Raw genomic sequence first — 13554 nt, forward strand, 5'->3', positions numbered from 1 at the left:
CTGCGCAACCTTGCCAATCATCGTTCGGCTAGCTCAAACTGCCTGTCCGACGTCGGTCAGCTTGACGGCCTTCGCGGTGGTCTTCACCTGCTTCGGGCCGCCCATGAGGCGCCGCTGCAGCCAGAACGCGAACCACGACAGCAGGCCGCAGGTGCCGATGTAGACGACGGCCACGACGAGGTAGCTCGGCACGTACGGGAAGCCGAACGGCAGCCGCCCGCCGATCTGCTTGCCGAAGTACAGCAGCTCCGGCAGCTGGATGATGAAGCCGAGCGCGGTGTCCTTGAGCAGCACGACCAGCTGGCTGACGATCGCCGGGAGCATCGCCCGGACCGCCTGCGGCAGCAGGATCGACAGCATGACCTGCGACTTGCGCATGCCGAGCGCGTACGCGGCCTCGGACTGCCCGCGGGACACGGCGAGGATGCCGGCGCGGAAGATCTCCGACAGCACGGCGCCGTTGTAGAACGTCAGGCCGATCACGAGCGGCCAGAACGGGCCGACCTTGTAGCCGAGCTGGATCGGGCCGTAGTACGCGAAGAAGATCAGGATGAGCAGCGGGACCGCGCGGAACAGCTCGACGAAGCTCGTGGCCGGCGCGCGGAACACCATGTGGTCGCTGAGCCGCCCGGTGGCCAGCACCGCGCCGAGCAGCAGCGCGAGCACGGCGGCGGTCCCGGCGGCGCTGAGCGTGGTGAGGTAGCCGTCGAGCAGGTCCTGCTGGATCTGCTTGAACTGGAACTGCTGCCAGCGGATCGGCTCGAACTGGCCGGTGTCGTAGAAGCGCCAGCCGATGTACGCCAGCAGCAGCACGATCGCGGCGCCGCTGAGGATGCCGATGATGCGGTACCGCAGCCGGGCCTTGGGGCCGGGCAGGTCGTAGAGGACGTTGCTCATCGCGCGACCTTCCAGCGTCGTTCGAGCATCCGTTGTACCGCTACCAGCGGCACGACGAGGACCAGGAACCCGATCGCGATCCAGAGCAGCCCGTAGATCTGGTTCTCACCGCGCTCGGACAGGTAGAACGTGATCGCGCCCGCCTCGGCGACCGAGAAGCCGGCCGCGACGGTGGTGTTCTTGAGCATCGCGTTGAGCACGCTCACCAGCGGCGGCACCACGGTGCGGAACGCCTGCGGCAGCACCACGTTGGTCAGCACCTGGGTGAACGTCATGCCCAGCGCGCGGGCGGCCTCGGCCTGCCCGACCGGCACCGTGTTGATGCCGGAGCGCAGCGCCTCGCACACGAACGCGCTGGTGTACGCCGTCAGCGCCACGCAGGCGCCGGTGGTGAAGTCGAACGTGACGCCGAGCTTCGGCAGCGCGAACACCTGCAGCGCGAAGACCAGCGTGAGCGGCGTGTTGCGCAGCAGCAGCACGTAGGTGCTGCCGAACCCGCGCAGCGCCGGGACGGGGGACACCCGCATCGCGGCCAGCAGCGTGCCGAGCACCATCGAACCGACGGCGGCGATCAGGAAGAGCTTGATCGTCTCCAGGAAGTGGGAGCCGAAGACGTCCCAGTTGTCCGTCAGGACGTGGATGAATTCGTTCACGCCGTCACCTCCGCTTCGCTGGTTGGGGTTGGGACATGCGCGCGGGGCGCCGCCGGCGAAGGCGGCGCCCCGTCACGTCAGGGATCAGTACTTCTCGAGCGCCGGCGGGCTGCCCGCCGAGCCGGACTTGCCGAGCGTGCCGTCGTACACCTTCTGCCAGGTGCCGTCGGTGAACGCGGCCTCGAGGGCGGCGTTGACGAAGTCACGCAGCGCCTTGTCGTCGTGCGGCAGGCCGATGCCGTACTTCTCCGGGTAGGCCTTGCCGGTCGCCGGGTCGACGAACGGCTTGCCGACGACCTTCAGCTGCGACGGGCTCTGCGCCGCGAAGCCCTTCAGGATCGCGTCGTCGGTGGTGACCGCGTCGACCTTCTTGTCCAGCAGCTGCGACACGCACTCGGAGTACGTCTTGAACTCCACGATCTTGTCGGTCAGCTTCTGGTCACGGACCCGCTGGATCGGCGTGGAACCGGTCGCCGAGCAGACCGTCTTGCCCTTGAGGGAGTCCGCGCCGGTGATCGACGTGTCGTCCTTGCGGACCAGCAGGTCCTGGGCGGCGACGAAGTACGGGCCGGCGAACGACACGTCCGCCTTGCGCTTCTCGGTGATCGAGTACGTGCCGACGTAGTAGTCGACCTCGCCACCCTTGATCGCCGTCTCGCGGTTGGCGGAGGCGATCTCCTTGTATTCGATCTTCGCCGGGTCGATGCCGAGCTTCGAGGCGATCAGCTGGGCGATCTCGATGTCGAAGCCGCAGCGCTTGCCGGACGCGTCCTTGTAGCCCAGGTTGGGCTGGTCGAACTTGACGCCGATGACGACCTTGCCCGCCGCCTTGATCTTCTCGAACGTCGGGCTGCCCGCGATGGCCACGCCGCTGGCCGGCGTGAACGTGGTGCCCGAGGAGGTGCAGGCGTCGCTGGTCGGCGCGCCGGACGTGCCGCCGTCAGCCGACGGCGTGGGCGTGCCCTCCTTGCCGCAGGCGGCCAGGCCCAGCGCAAGCGTGACGGCGGCGGCTGCCGCGGCGATCCGCGTGATACGCATAATGGTCGCTATCCCCTTTCAGTGGGTGAGAATCTTCGACAGGAAGTCCTTGGCCCGATCGGTGCGCGGATTGGCGAAGAACGTCTTCGGGTCCGCCTCCTCGACCAGCTGGCCGTCGGCCATGAACACGACCCGGTTCGCGGCGTGGCGGGCGAAGCCCATCTCGTGCGTGACGACGACCATCGTCATGCCCTCGCTCGCCAGGCCCGTCATCACGTCGAGCACCTCGCCGACCATCTCCGGGTCCAGCGCGCTGGTCGGCTCGTCGAACAGCATCGCCTTGGGCTGCATGGCGAGTGCCCGGGCGATCGCGGCCCGCTGCTGCTGACCGCCGGACAGCTGCGCCGGGTACTTCTGCGCCTGCGCGGCGATCCCCACCCGGTCCAGCAGGCTCATGGCGCGCTGCCGCACCACGTCCGACTTCTCCTTGCGGACCTTGACCGGGCCGAGCATCACGTTCTCGAGGATGGTCTTGTGCGCGAACAGGTTGAACGACTGGAACACCATGCCGACCTCGCTGCGCAGCCGGGCGAGCGGGCGGCCCTCCTCCGGCAGGCGGGTGCCGTCGAAGACGATCTCGCCGTTGTTGATCGGCTCCAGCCGGTTGATCGCCCGGCACAGCGTCGACTTGCCCGAGCCCGACGGGCCGATCACGACGACGACCTCGCCGCGCGCGATCGACAGGTTCACGTCCTTGAGGACGTGCAACTCGCCGAACCACTTGTTGACGCCGCTGAGCACGATCAAAGGCTCGTTCGTCATCATCCGCCCCATCGCTGTGCACCCTGGCTCCGTCGGTGGGCTCGACGTTAGCCGTGGCGATGCCCACGAACACCCGCATAGCGGTCACGGACGGATAACGGCCTGGGCTTGTCACAATGATGACCATGCGCATCCTGGTGACCAACGACGACGGCATCGACAGCCCCGGCCTGCACGCGCTCGCCGCGATGGCGGTCCGCCAGGGCCACGACGTGGTGGTGGCGGCCCCCGCCCGCGAGGCCAGCGGCGCGGGGACGTCCCTGACCGGTGTCGAGGCCGACGGGCGCATCGCCACCGACATCCGTGCCGAGCTCTTCCCCGGGGTGCCGACGTTCGCCGTCTCCGCGTCGCCGGCGTTCATCGCGCTGATGGCGACCCGCGGCGCGTACGGCCCCGAGCCCGACGTCGTGCTCTCCGGCATCAACCGCGGCCCCAACACCGGCGCGGCCGTCCTGCACTCCGGCACCGTCGGCGCCGCCTTCACCGCCGTCGCCAACGGCTGCCGCGCCATGGCGGTCTCCCTCGACGTGTCCTTCCGCCCCACCGACGACGACCCGTACGCCTACTGGGAGACCGCCGCGGAGGTGGCCGGCGACCTGATGCCGCTGCTCAGCCCCGAGTTCGTGCTCAACGTCAACGTGCCCAACCTGGACGCCGGCGACCTGCGCGGCATCCGCCGGGCGACCCTCGCGCAGTTCGGCGCCGTGCAGATGGTCCTGATGGAGCAGGGCCACGGGTACGTGCGGATGTCCCTGGAGCAGAGCGACCACGGCGCGGAGCCGGGCAGCGACGACGCGTGGCTGCTGGACGGCTACGTCGCGGTCACACCCGTGCGCCCGTCCCGGGAGGCGTCGGACATCGCGCTGCCCGGGCTGGTGGATACCGCCGGCGAACACGTCGGCGGCTAGACTTTGCGCTGCTATGACTGAGACCCCTCGCAGCTTCAAGGTCATCACCTACGGCTGCCAGATGAACGCGCACGACTCCGAGCGCATCTCCGGCCTGCTCGAGGACGCCGGCTACGTCCCGGTGCCCACCGGCGCGGAGCCGGACGTCGTGGTGTTCAACACCTGCGCCGTGCGGGAGAACGCGGACAACCGCCTCTACGGCAACCTGGGCCACCTGCGCCCGACGAAGCTCGCCCAGCCCGGCATGCAGATCGCCGTCGGCGGCTGCCTGGCGCAGAAGGACCGCGGCGAGATCGTCAAGAAGGCGCCCTGGGTCGACGTCGTCTTCGGCACCCACAACATCGGCTCCCTGCCGGTGCTGCTGGAGCGCGCCCGCCACAACGCCGCCGCCGAGGTCGAGATCCTGGAGTCCCTCGAGGTCTTCCCCTCGACGCTGCCTACCCGCCGCGAGTCGACGTACGCCGGCTGGGTGTCGATTTCGGTCGGCTGCAACAACACCTGCACGTTCTGCATCGTCCCGGCGCTGCGCGGCAAGGAGAAGGACCGCCGCCCCGGCGACATCCTCGCCGAGGTCCGCGCCCTGGCCGCCGAGGGCGTCCTGGAGGTCACCCTCCTCGGGCAGAACGTCAACTCCTACGGCGTCGAGTTCGGCGACCGCCTCGCCTTCGGCAAGCTCCTGCGCGCCTGCGGCGACGTCGAGGGCCTCGAGCGGGTCCGCTTCACCAGCCCGCACCCGAAGGACTTCACCGACGACGTCATCGCCGCGATGGCCGAGACCCCCAACGTCTGCCACTCGCTGCACATGCCCCTGCAGTCCGGCTCCGACGACGTGCTGCGCGCCATGCGCCGCTCGTACCGCGCCGAGCGCTATCTGGGCATCATCGAGAAGGTCCGCGCCGCCATGCCCGACGCGGCCATCACCACCGACATCATCGTGGGCTTCCCCGGCGAGACCGACGCTGACTTCGAGCGCACCCTGGAGGTCGTGCGCGCCGCCCGGTACTCCAGCGCCTTCACCTTCCAGTACTCCAAGCGCCCCGGCACCCCTGCGGCCACCATGGACCTGCAGGTGCCGAAGGCCGTCGTGCAGGAGCGGTACGACCGGCTGATCGCCACCCTGGAGGAGATCAGCTGGGACGAGAACAAGAAGCTCGTCGGCACCCCGGTCGAGGTCCTGGTCGCCGTCGGCGAGGGCCGCAAGGACGGCGCCACCGGCCGCATGTCGGGCCGCGCCCGCGACGGCCGCCTGGTGCACTTCGCCGCCGATCCGTCGCTCTCCCTGCGCCCCGGCGACATCGTGCACACCACGGTGACGTACGCCGCGCCCCACCACCTCAACGCCGACGGCCCCCTGCTGTCCCACCGCCGCACCCGCGCCGGCGACGCCTGGGAGGCCGGCCGCGTCACCCGCACCCCGGGCGTCTCGCTCGGCATGCCCACCATCGGCACCCCACCCCCGGCCCCGGCCTCCGCCCGCTCCTGCTGATGCGTCCCGCTGGACCCGGCTGACGCCTCACCGGCGCGCAACCGGGCCCCGCGGCGCGCCATGGGGCTGAACGCCGCGTCCCGCCTGCCTGCCTGCCCGAAACAGCGATCAGGCGCGAGGAAGGTGGCGGCCAGGCGCCTGAGGTGGCGCGCGGGCATCCGAAGCGGCGTTCGCGCGCCTGAAACGGTGATCGGGTGCTGCCGAGGTGGCAACCGGGCGCCGGAAGCGTCGATCGGGGAGCTTCTGCATCGGCGCTCAGGTGCGGCGGTCGGGCGTTGAACCGGTGCTCAGGTGCGGCGGTCGGGCGTCCGAACCGGTGATGGGGTGTCCGCGACCGCGGTCGGACGCCGAAACGGCGATCGGTGCCGGAACGGCGGGGATCGTCCGAAACGGCGATCAGCCACCGAGGCGGCCGTCGCACACTGCGGGGCCCGGATGACAGCGCCGCGCCCGGCAGTTCCTTCAGGTGCAGCCGCAGACCCCGTTGATGCCGAGGCCAGAGCGCGGTGACACCGTCCACGCGGACGCGGCTGTCCGTGCGGGCGTGGCCGTTCGTCGGCAGCGTCGGGTCCGGCAGCCTCTTCCGGTGCAGTCGCAGACTCCAGATGCCGCCGACGCCAAGGTGCGTGCGGGCATCCGTGTGGGAACGGCCACCCGTGTGGTCAGCCCGTGCGGATGACCAACGGTGCGAGCCCCGGCACTTCGACGCCGGCTGGTCTGCGCCGGCAGCGTCAGTGCTCGGAGGCAGCGCCCAACGGTGTTCAGCGGTGTGGGGCGTAGCCGCGCTCGTAGCCGTCGTGGTCGCCCGGGCCCGGGTAGCCGCCGCGCTGGTCGTAGGCCCCGCCACCGCCGCCGTACACGGCGCCCTGGGGGGAGGCGGACGGGGGTGGGTAGCCGCCCTGCTGGAAGCCTCGGGGCTGGTCGTACGGCGGCGGCGGGGGATAGCTCGGCTGGCGGTCGAAGTCACGCGGGTCGGGCTGCGCGGGACCGCCACCAGGGCCGCCACCAAGACCGCCACCGCCGCCGTAGACCGTGCCGCCGGCGGCGGCGCCGCGGGTGGTGGCGGCGGCCGGGCGGGCGCCGTACACGGTGCCCGGGGCGTTGTCGTCGGAAGGCGGCGGCAGGTCGTCGTCGGCGGGGGCGCGGGCCGAGCCGCGGACCGGGCCGCCCGCGGCGGCGGCGGCGCGACGGCCCGCGCGGGAGCGGCGGATGCCGATGATGCCGGCGACCACGAGGATCAGGCCGAGCACGCCGAGCGCGGCGACCATGTAGGTGATGTCCTGCAGCGTCAGGTCTTCCAGGAACGACCGGTCGTCGGGCTTGGGGGTGGGCAGGACCGCGCCGCCGCCCTTGCCCGGGGTGACGTTCTGCGGCGTGTACTTGAGGATCGGCGCCTTCACGTCGGCGGGCACGTCGGAGGCGGTGATGTACTGCTTGCCGTCGGTGGAGTAGGTGATCGCCTCGCCGCGGGCCTCGTTGGGCAGCGGCGTGATGCGGGGCTTGCCCGTGGTGATCGCCTTGATGACGTCGCCGCCCTGGACGTCGAACTCGTAGGCGTCGGAGTAGGTGCGGATGACGACGCGGGAGCCGTCGGGGGAGGAGGCGGCGCCGGTGATCGCCTTCCAGCCGAGGAAGGCGAGCGGGTTGGCGGTCTTCGTCTCCTGCGGGCTGAAGGTGCCGCGCTGGGTGAGCTTGACGCCCTTGGTGGTGTTGGGCTGCAGCGGGCCCTCGGGCACCCAGATCTCGCCGACCGGGTCCTTGGTGATGATGATCGGTGTGCCGTCGCCGTTGAGCAGCAGGGCCTCGGCGTCGCGCTTCTTGCCGTCGGGGTACGCGAGCCGGTTGATGACCGGGGCCTTCGCGCCCTGCGGCAGGTTCCACACGGCGACGGTCGGGCGGGGCGTGGAGCTGCCGCCGGTGGACTCCATGTTGTCGCCGATGTCGGCGATCCACAGCGTGCCGTTCTTGTCGACGGCGAGGTCCTCGGGGTCGCGGGCCGTCGGGTCGTAGTTGATCGGCGTGCCGACCACCTTGCAGGCCGTGTCCAGGGTGAAGATGCGGGCCTTGCCGCCGGCCGGCGCGCTGTCGTTGACCGCTACGTAGCCGGTGGCGGTCGCGACCAGGCCGGAGATCTCGTTGATCTTCTGCGAGTCCGGGGTGCAGACGGGCTGACCGGCGCCCGCGGCGGCCGACTGCGGTGCGCCGGCGGACGGGCTCGGGGCGGCCGCGGCAGGTGCCGCGAGCCCCAGGAAGAGACTCGTCACCACACCACAAGCAAAGGCCACCCGTTGTCGCATCGGACAAGTTTGGCAGAGCCGGACCGGTCGTGGGTGCGCCCGGTCCGGCTCTCACTCGTAGTGACTGGCTGAACCTACGACTTCACGGCAAAAGGGGCGAGTTCCGCGGCCAGGGCGTCGTTGATCCGCGCCCGGATGCGGGTGCCTTCCGCCAGGTGCGCGGTTTCGAGCACCTCACCGATGGTGTGGACCCTGGCGACGAGGTCGCCGCGCTCGTACGGCACCACGGCGGTGAGCTCGATCGCCGGCCACGGCAGCCGGTGCTCCACCGCGGCGCGGACCGCGTCGATGCCGGCGCCGGTGCGGGCCGAGGCGAACACCGCGTCGGGCCACAGGGACTTCAGCCGCAGCTGGGTCTCCTCGTCCGCGGCGTCGATCTTGTTGACGACGAGCAGCTCCGGTACCGCATCCGCACCGACCTCCGCGAGCACCTCCCGGACCGCGCGGACCTGCTCCTCGGGGTCGGCGTGCGCGCCGTCCACCACGTGCAGGACCAGGTCTGCCTCGGCGACCTCCTCGAGGGTGGAGCGGAACGCCTCGACCAGCTGGTGCGGCAGGTGCCGGACGAACCCGACGGTGTCGGACAGCGTGTAGATCCGGCCGTCCTCCGAGCGGGCCCGCCTGGTCGTGGTGTCCAGGGTGGCGAACAGCGCGTCCTCCACCAGCACGCCCGCGCCGGTGAGCCGGTTGAGCAGGCTCGACTTGCCGGCGTTGGTGTACCCGGCGATCGCGACGCTGGGCACCCGGTTGCGGCGCCGGGTGGCGCGCTTGGTGTCGCGGATCGTCGCCATCGCGGCGATCTCCCGCTTCAGGCGGCTGATCCTGGTCCGGATCCGGCGCCGGTCGGTCTCGATCTTGGTCTCACCGGGACCACGGAGGCCGACGCCGCCGTTGCCGCTGGCGGAGCCACCGGCCTGCCGGCTCAGCGCCTCACCCCAACCGCGCAGGCGCGGCAGGAAGTACTGCAGCTGGGCCAGCTCGACCTGGGCCTTGCCCTCCTTGCTCTTCGCGTGCTGGGCGAAGATGTCCAGGATGAGCGCGGTCCGGTCGATGACCTTGACGTTGACCTTCGCCTCCAGGGTCCGCAGCTGCGAGGGGGACAGCTCCCCGTCGCAGATGACCGTGTCGGCGCCGGTGCTCTGCACCACGGCCCGCAGCTCGTCGACCTTGCCGCTACCGATGTAGGTGCTGGAGTCGGGCCGGCTGCGGCGCTGGATCACCCCGTCGAGGACCTGCGAGCCGGCGGTCTCGGCGAGGGCGGCCAGCTCCGCGAGGGAGTTCTCCGCGTCGGTGGCGGTGCCTTCGGTCCACACCCCGACGAGCACGACCCGCTCGAGGCGCAGTTGGCGGTATTCGACCTCGGTGACGTCGGCGAGCTCGGTCGACAGACCGGCGACACGGCGAAGCGCATGCCGCTCCTCGAGCTCCAGGCCGTCGCCGTCCTCGGCGAGATCCCAGGTTTCTGCGGCAGTTGCGCGCAACATGTTCTCCTTGTTCCGATCTGCAGGACCCTCCAATCGTGACACCTCGCCGCCTTCCCGGCACTTGATATGTCCCCGTGCGAGGGCGGGGCCGGGCGGGGGATAAGAATGGGTGACGTGACGACTGCCACGCACCGTTTGCCCAGCGCCGGGTTCTCCATCACGATCCGTGTCTCCGTCCGTGCCGACGCCTCGGCGATCGGCCGCCTCACCACCGCGGTCGGTGAGGCGGGGGGCGTCGTCACGGCGGTCGACGTCGTCGACTCCGACAGCACCGCGGTCGTCGTCGACCTGACCTGCGACACCGCCGACTCAGCCCACGCCGAGCAGGTCGTGGCCTGCCTGGAGAAGCTCGACGGGGTCGACGTGCGCAAGGTGTCCGACCGCACCTTCCTGCTGCACCTCGGCGGCAAGATCGAGGTCACCCCGAAGGTCGCGCTGCGCAACCGTGACGAGCTGTCGCGCGCGTACACGCCCGGGGTGGCCCGGGTCTGCCTGGCGATCGCCGAGAACCCCGACGACGCCCGCCGCCTGACGATCAAGCGCAACACCGTCGCCGTCGTCACCGACGGATCCGCGGTGCTCGGCCTGGGCAACATCGGCCCGGCCGCCGCGATGCCGGTCATGGAGGGCAAGGCCGCGCTGTTCAAGCGGTTCGGCGGGGTCGACGCCTGGCCGGTCGCGCTGGACACCCAGGACACCGAAGAGATCATCTCGATCGTGCGGGCCATCGCCCCGGCGTACGGCGGCATCAACCTGGAGGACATCGCCGCGCCGCGCTGCTTCGAGATCGAGGAGCGGCTGCGGGAGATGCTGGACATCCCCGTGTTCCACGACGACCAGCACGGCACCGCGATCTGCGTGCTCGCCGCGCTCACCAACGCGCTGCGGGTGGTCGGCAAGTCGATGGGCGACATCCGGGTCGTGGTCAGCGGCGCCGGCGCGGCCGGCACGGCGATCATCAAGCTGCTGCTGCGCCAGGGCGTCGGCGACGTGATCGCCACCGACCGGCCCGGCGCCCTGCACCGCGGCATGACCGGGCTGACCGGCGCCTGGCCGTGGCTGGTCGAGAACACCAACAAGGCCGGCTACACCGGCGACCTGAAGGGCGCCCTGCGCGGCGCCGACGTGTTCATCGGGGTCAGCGCGCCGAACCTGCTCACCGGCGACGACATCGCCACGATGGCGCCGGACTCGATCGTGTTCGCCCTGGCAAACCCGGACCCGGAGGTCGACCCGCGGGAGGCCCGCGAGCACGCGGCGATCGTCGCGACCGGCCGCTCCGACCAGCCGAACCAGATCAACAACGTGCTGGCCTTCCCCGGCGTGTTCCGCGGCATGCTCGACGCGCAGGCGCGCGAGTTCACCGAGGCGATGGCCGTGGCCGCGGCGCAGGCGATCGCCGACTCGGTCGGCGAGGACAAGCTCAACCCGAGCGTCATCGTGCCCAGCGTCTTCGACGCCAGGGTCGCCCCGGCGGTGGCGGCCGCCGTCCGGGCCGCCGCGAAGGGCCCGCACCTGGACAGCACCGTGGACGGCGAGCCGTCCTCGGCCCCGTCGCCCGTCGAGCGGGTCTGAGGTCAGAAGGACGGCGCCAGCTGCCGGATCGCCTGGGCGTCGACGTCACCGTGCGCGACGATCACGGCCGGTCCGGCCAGCAGGAACTCCGACGCGGTCTGGGTGATCGTGAGCCGGCCACCGGCCACGTCCACGACGACCACGCCTGTCTCCAGCCCGGCGTGCTCGAGGGCGACCGCCGCCACCGCGCACGCGCCCGAGCCGCACGACTGGGTCTCGCCGGAGCCGCGCTCGTAGACGCGCATCCGCCGGTACAGGTCGGCACCGGCCGGCGGTGAGCCCGCCGCGGCGAACTCGACGTTGACGCCCGCCGGGAAGACCAGCGGGTCGACGCCGGGCGCGCGGGTCAGGTCCAGGCGCTCCAGGGTCGGCTCGTCGACCGGGCAGACCAGGTGCGGGTTGCCCACGTCGACGGCCGTGCCGCCGAACACGCGGCCGTCGCTGGTGGCCTCGCTGCGCACGTACACGCGCGGCATCGGCATCCCGGCGGAGATCTCCTCACCGATCGTCACCGGCACCACCCCGGCCCGGGTGACCAGGTTGAACGACCCCTCCGGGGCGACCAGGCCGGCCTCGGCGAGGTAGCGGGCGTAGACGCGCACCCCGTTGCCGCACATCTCCGACTGCGAGCCGTCCGCGTTCCAGTAGTCCATGAACCATTCGGCGGTGCCGGCCGACGCCTCGGCGTCGGGGTGGGCGGCGCTGCGGACCACGCGCAGGACGCCGTCGGCGCCGATGCCGCGCCGGCGGTCGCAGAGCGCGGCGACGAACGTCGGCGTCAACGGCAGCACGCCGTCGGGGTCGGGCAGGATGACGAAGTCGTTGCCCGTTCCATGTCCCTTGGCGAAGCGCATGGCGTCAATCTTGCCGCACGATCTCCAGCGCCGCTGCGGTGATGTCGCCCGCACCACCATCGAGCCACACGATCCGCCCGTCGCGGCGGAACCAGGACCGCTGCCGGCGCACGAACCGCCGGGTGGCGCGCACCGTTTCGGCCTTCGCGGTCGCTTCGTCCGACTGGCCGGAAAAATAGTCCAATATCTGCTTGTACCCGAGTGCGGCGCCCGCGGTGCGCCCCGAGCGCAGCCCGGCCGCCTCGAGGGTCCGCACCTCGTCCACCAGGCCGGCGGCCCACATCGCCTCGACGCGCGTCTCGATCCGCCCGTCCAGCACCGCCGTGTCGACGTCGACGCCGAGCTGCAGCGCGTCGTACACCGGCCGCGGCTGCGACGGCAGGCGGGCCGTGAACGTGGTCCCGGTCAGCGCGTTGACCTCCAGCGCGCGCACGATCCGGCGGCCGTTGCCGGGCAGGATCCGCTCCGCGGCCTCGGGGTCGGTGCTGCGCAGCCGGGCGTGCAGCGCCTCCGGGCCGACCTCGGCGAGCTCCTGCTCCAGGGCCTCGCGCAGCGCGGTGTCGGTGCCGGGGAAGTCGAAGTCCTCCAGCACCGCCCGCACGTAGAGCCCCGAGCCGCCGACCAGCAGCGGGACCCGCCCCCGGGCGGCGATGTCGTCGATCGCGGCGCGGGCCAGCCGCTGGTACACCGCGACACTCGCCGGCTCGGTGACGTCCCAGATGTCCAGCACGTGGTGCGGCACGCCCTCGCGCTCGGCGAGGGTGAGCTTGGCCGTGCCGATGTCCATGCCCCGGTAGAGCTGCATCGAGTCGGCGTTGACCACCTCGCCGTCCAGCTCGTGCGCCAGGCGCAGGCTCAGCGCCGACTTGCCGGCCGCGGTCGGGCCGACCACGGCGACGACGCGGGTCACCGCCAGCTCGCTACCAGGTAGGCGACGCCGTACGGCGCCTCGTGACGCAGCAGCTCGGTGGTGCCGAACGGCCGGTCCGCCGCGCCGGCGAGCACCTGCCACGGCGCCCGGCCGGCGACGAGCAGCTCGGCGGCGAGCCCGGGGTCGAGCTGCCGCAGCGCCGCGGTGTCACCCTTGGCGAGCGCCTCCGCGACGGCGGTGTCGAACGCCTCGGCCCGTGGGTCGTCGTAGCCGGGTGACTTCTCACCCCGGCACGCAGAGCCGTCACCGAGGACGAGCAGTGCGACGTCGGTCCCGCCGGCCGTGAGCGCACTGCCCAGGGCCATGCACTCGGCGGGTGACGCGTCGGCGGCGATACTCTGGAACTGCACATTTCCGATATTTACGTCTTCGAGCAGCCAGGCGCCGATGAGGAGGCTGAGCGGCAGCGGGTCGTCCGTGGCCTCGCCGATCCGCCGGTCGATGCCCCACGGTGCCAGGGTCCCCCCGAACGGCGGCTCACGGCGTATCGTCGTGGCGTCGGCACCGACCACGACGAGCAGGTCAGCGGCGTGGAGGTGGGTCACGGCGGCACGGCAGGCGGCGCGCAGGTCGTCCAGCTCGCCCGCGGCCCCGGCGGCCACCTCCGGCACGAGCAACGGCGGATGTGGGCAGACGGCGGCGGCGACGAGTGGCACGGTCTTAACGTTA

The 13554-nt window shown here is 71.6% G+C and carries 12 protein-coding genes; 3 read left to right on the top strand and 9 right to left on the bottom strand.

Annotated elements, in window-relative coordinates; translation table 11 throughout:
* Positions 1–33 precede the first annotated feature (33 nt).
* The 4 genes from OP18_RS07120 to OP18_RS07135 all read right to left on the bottom strand — a co-directional run bounded on the left by OP18_RS07120 (position 34) and on the right by OP18_RS07135 (position 3353).
* Entirely contained in the window at positions 34–897 is an 864-nt protein-coding gene (locus OP18_RS07120) for an amino acid ABC transporter permease (RefSeq protein WP_033357921.1), read from the bottom strand.
* Positions 894–1550 (bottom strand): amino acid ABC transporter permease, encoded by a 657-nt coding sequence (locus OP18_RS07125; protein WP_245635278.1) that lies wholly within the window; start codon positions 1548–1550, stop codon positions 894–896. Before OP18_RS07125 ends, OP18_RS07120 begins: the two co-directional genes overlap by 4 nt.
* 84 nt (positions 1551–1634) lie before the next feature.
* Positions 1635–2588, bottom strand: a complete 954-nt coding sequence (locus OP18_RS07130) for a glutamate ABC transporter substrate-binding protein (protein WP_033357922.1) — start codon at positions 2586–2588, stop codon at positions 1635–1637.
* Positions 2589–2606: 18 nt separating this feature from the next.
* A complete protein-coding gene (locus tag OP18_RS07135) occupies positions 2607–3353 on the bottom strand; it encodes an amino acid ABC transporter ATP-binding protein (RefSeq protein ID WP_389251617.1) in 747 nt (248 codons plus the stop codon).
* 122 nt (positions 3354–3475) lie between these two features.
* Here OP18_RS07135 and surE point away from each other — a divergent pair, with 122 nt between their 5' ends.
* Both surE and miaB read left to right on the top strand, forming a co-directional pair.
* Positions 3476–4258, top strand: coding sequence for a 5'/3'-nucleotidase SurE (surE, locus tag OP18_RS07140; RefSeq protein WP_245635279.1), 783 nt, complete (start codon positions 3476–3478; stop codon positions 4256–4258).
* A 13-nt stretch (positions 4259–4271) separates the two neighbouring features.
* On the top strand, positions 4272–5744 hold the full coding sequence (miaB, locus tag OP18_RS07145; RefSeq protein WP_033357924.1) for a tRNA (N6-isopentenyl adenosine(37)-C2)-methylthiotransferase MiaB: 1473 nt from the start codon (positions 4272–4274) through the stop codon (positions 5742–5744).
* 761 nt (positions 5745–6505) lie between these two features.
* Here miaB and OP18_RS07150 read toward each other — a convergent pair.
* Both OP18_RS07150 and hflX read right to left on the bottom strand, forming a co-directional pair.
* Positions 6506–8011: an SdiA-regulated/phytase-like domain-containing protein gene (locus tag OP18_RS07150; protein ID WP_052386326.1), complete on the bottom strand. Its 1506-nt coding sequence runs from the start codon at positions 8009–8011 to the stop codon at positions 6506–6508.
* A 104-nt stretch (positions 8012–8115) separates the two neighbouring features.
* On the bottom strand, positions 8116–9525 hold the full coding sequence (gene hflX / locus OP18_RS07155; RefSeq protein ID WP_033357925.1) for a GTPase HflX: 1410 nt from the start codon (positions 9523–9525) through the stop codon (positions 8116–8118).
* A 114-nt stretch (positions 9526–9639) separates the two neighbouring features.
* On the opposite strand from hflX, the gene OP18_RS07160 reads away from it, so the two are divergent.
* Positions 9640–11100: an NAD-dependent malic enzyme gene (locus OP18_RS07160; protein WP_389251538.1), complete on the top strand. Its 1461-nt coding sequence runs from the start codon at positions 9640–9642 to the stop codon at positions 11098–11100.
* A 2-nt stretch (positions 11101–11102) separates the two neighbouring features.
* On the opposite strand, the gene dapF is transcribed toward OP18_RS07160, so the two are convergent.
* From dapF to OP18_RS07175, 3 genes are read right to left on the bottom strand one after another with little or no spacing between them, the layout of a single operon-like run.
* The gene (dapF, locus tag OP18_RS07165; RefSeq protein WP_033357927.1) at positions 11103–11954 is read right to left on the bottom strand and encodes a diaminopimelate epimerase; all 852 of its coding nucleotides are present in this window, start codon (positions 11952–11954) and stop codon (positions 11103–11105) included.
* A 4-nt stretch (positions 11955–11958) separates the two neighbouring features.
* A complete protein-coding gene (gene miaA, locus OP18_RS07170) occupies positions 11959–12966 on the bottom strand; it encodes a tRNA (adenosine(37)-N6)-dimethylallyltransferase MiaA (protein ID WP_081970459.1) in 1008 nt (335 codons plus the stop codon).
* Positions 12861–13541 (bottom strand): class III extradiol dioxygenase subunit B-like domain-containing protein, encoded by a 681-nt coding sequence (locus tag OP18_RS07175; protein WP_033357929.1) that lies wholly within the window; start codon positions 13539–13541, stop codon positions 12861–12863. Before OP18_RS07175 ends, miaA begins: the two co-directional genes overlap by 106 nt.
* Positions 13542–13554 lie beyond the last annotated feature (13 nt).

It is taken from the genome of Dactylosporangium aurantiacum (assembly GCF_000716715.1).
In the GTDB taxonomy this organism is placed as follows: Bacteria; Actinomycetota; Actinomycetes; order Mycobacteriales; family Micromonosporaceae; genus Dactylosporangium; species Dactylosporangium aurantiacum.

What these genes read in the sequence shown, in the direction of transcription:
- OP18_RS07120 (WP_033357921.1), bottom strand. Translation starts at nt 897, where the DNA reads ATGAGCAACGTCCTCTACGACCTGCCCGGCCCCAAGGCCCGGCTGCGG.
- OP18_RS07130 (WP_033357922.1), bottom strand. Translation starts at nt 2,588, where the DNA reads ATGCGTATCACGCGGATCGCCGCGGCAGCCGCCGCCGTCACGCTTGCG.
- OP18_RS07135 (WP_389251617.1), bottom strand. Translation starts at nt 3,353, where the DNA reads ATGATGACGAACGAGCCTTTGATCGTGCTCAGCGGCGTCAACAAGTGG.
- surE (WP_245635279.1), top strand. Translation starts at nt 3,476, where the DNA reads ATGCGCATCCTGGTGACCAACGACGACGGCATCGACAGCCCCGGCCTG.
- miaB (WP_033357924.1), top strand. Translation starts at nt 4,272, where the DNA reads ATGACTGAGACCCCTCGCAGCTTCAAGGTCATCACCTACGGCTGCCAG.
- hflX (WP_033357925.1), bottom strand. Translation starts at nt 9,525, where the DNA reads ATGTTGCGCGCAACTGCCGCAGAAACCTGGGATCTCGCCGAGGACGGC.
- dapF (WP_033357927.1), bottom strand. Translation starts at nt 11,954, where the DNA reads ATGCGCTTCGCCAAGGGACATGGAACGGGCAACGACTTCGTCATCCTG.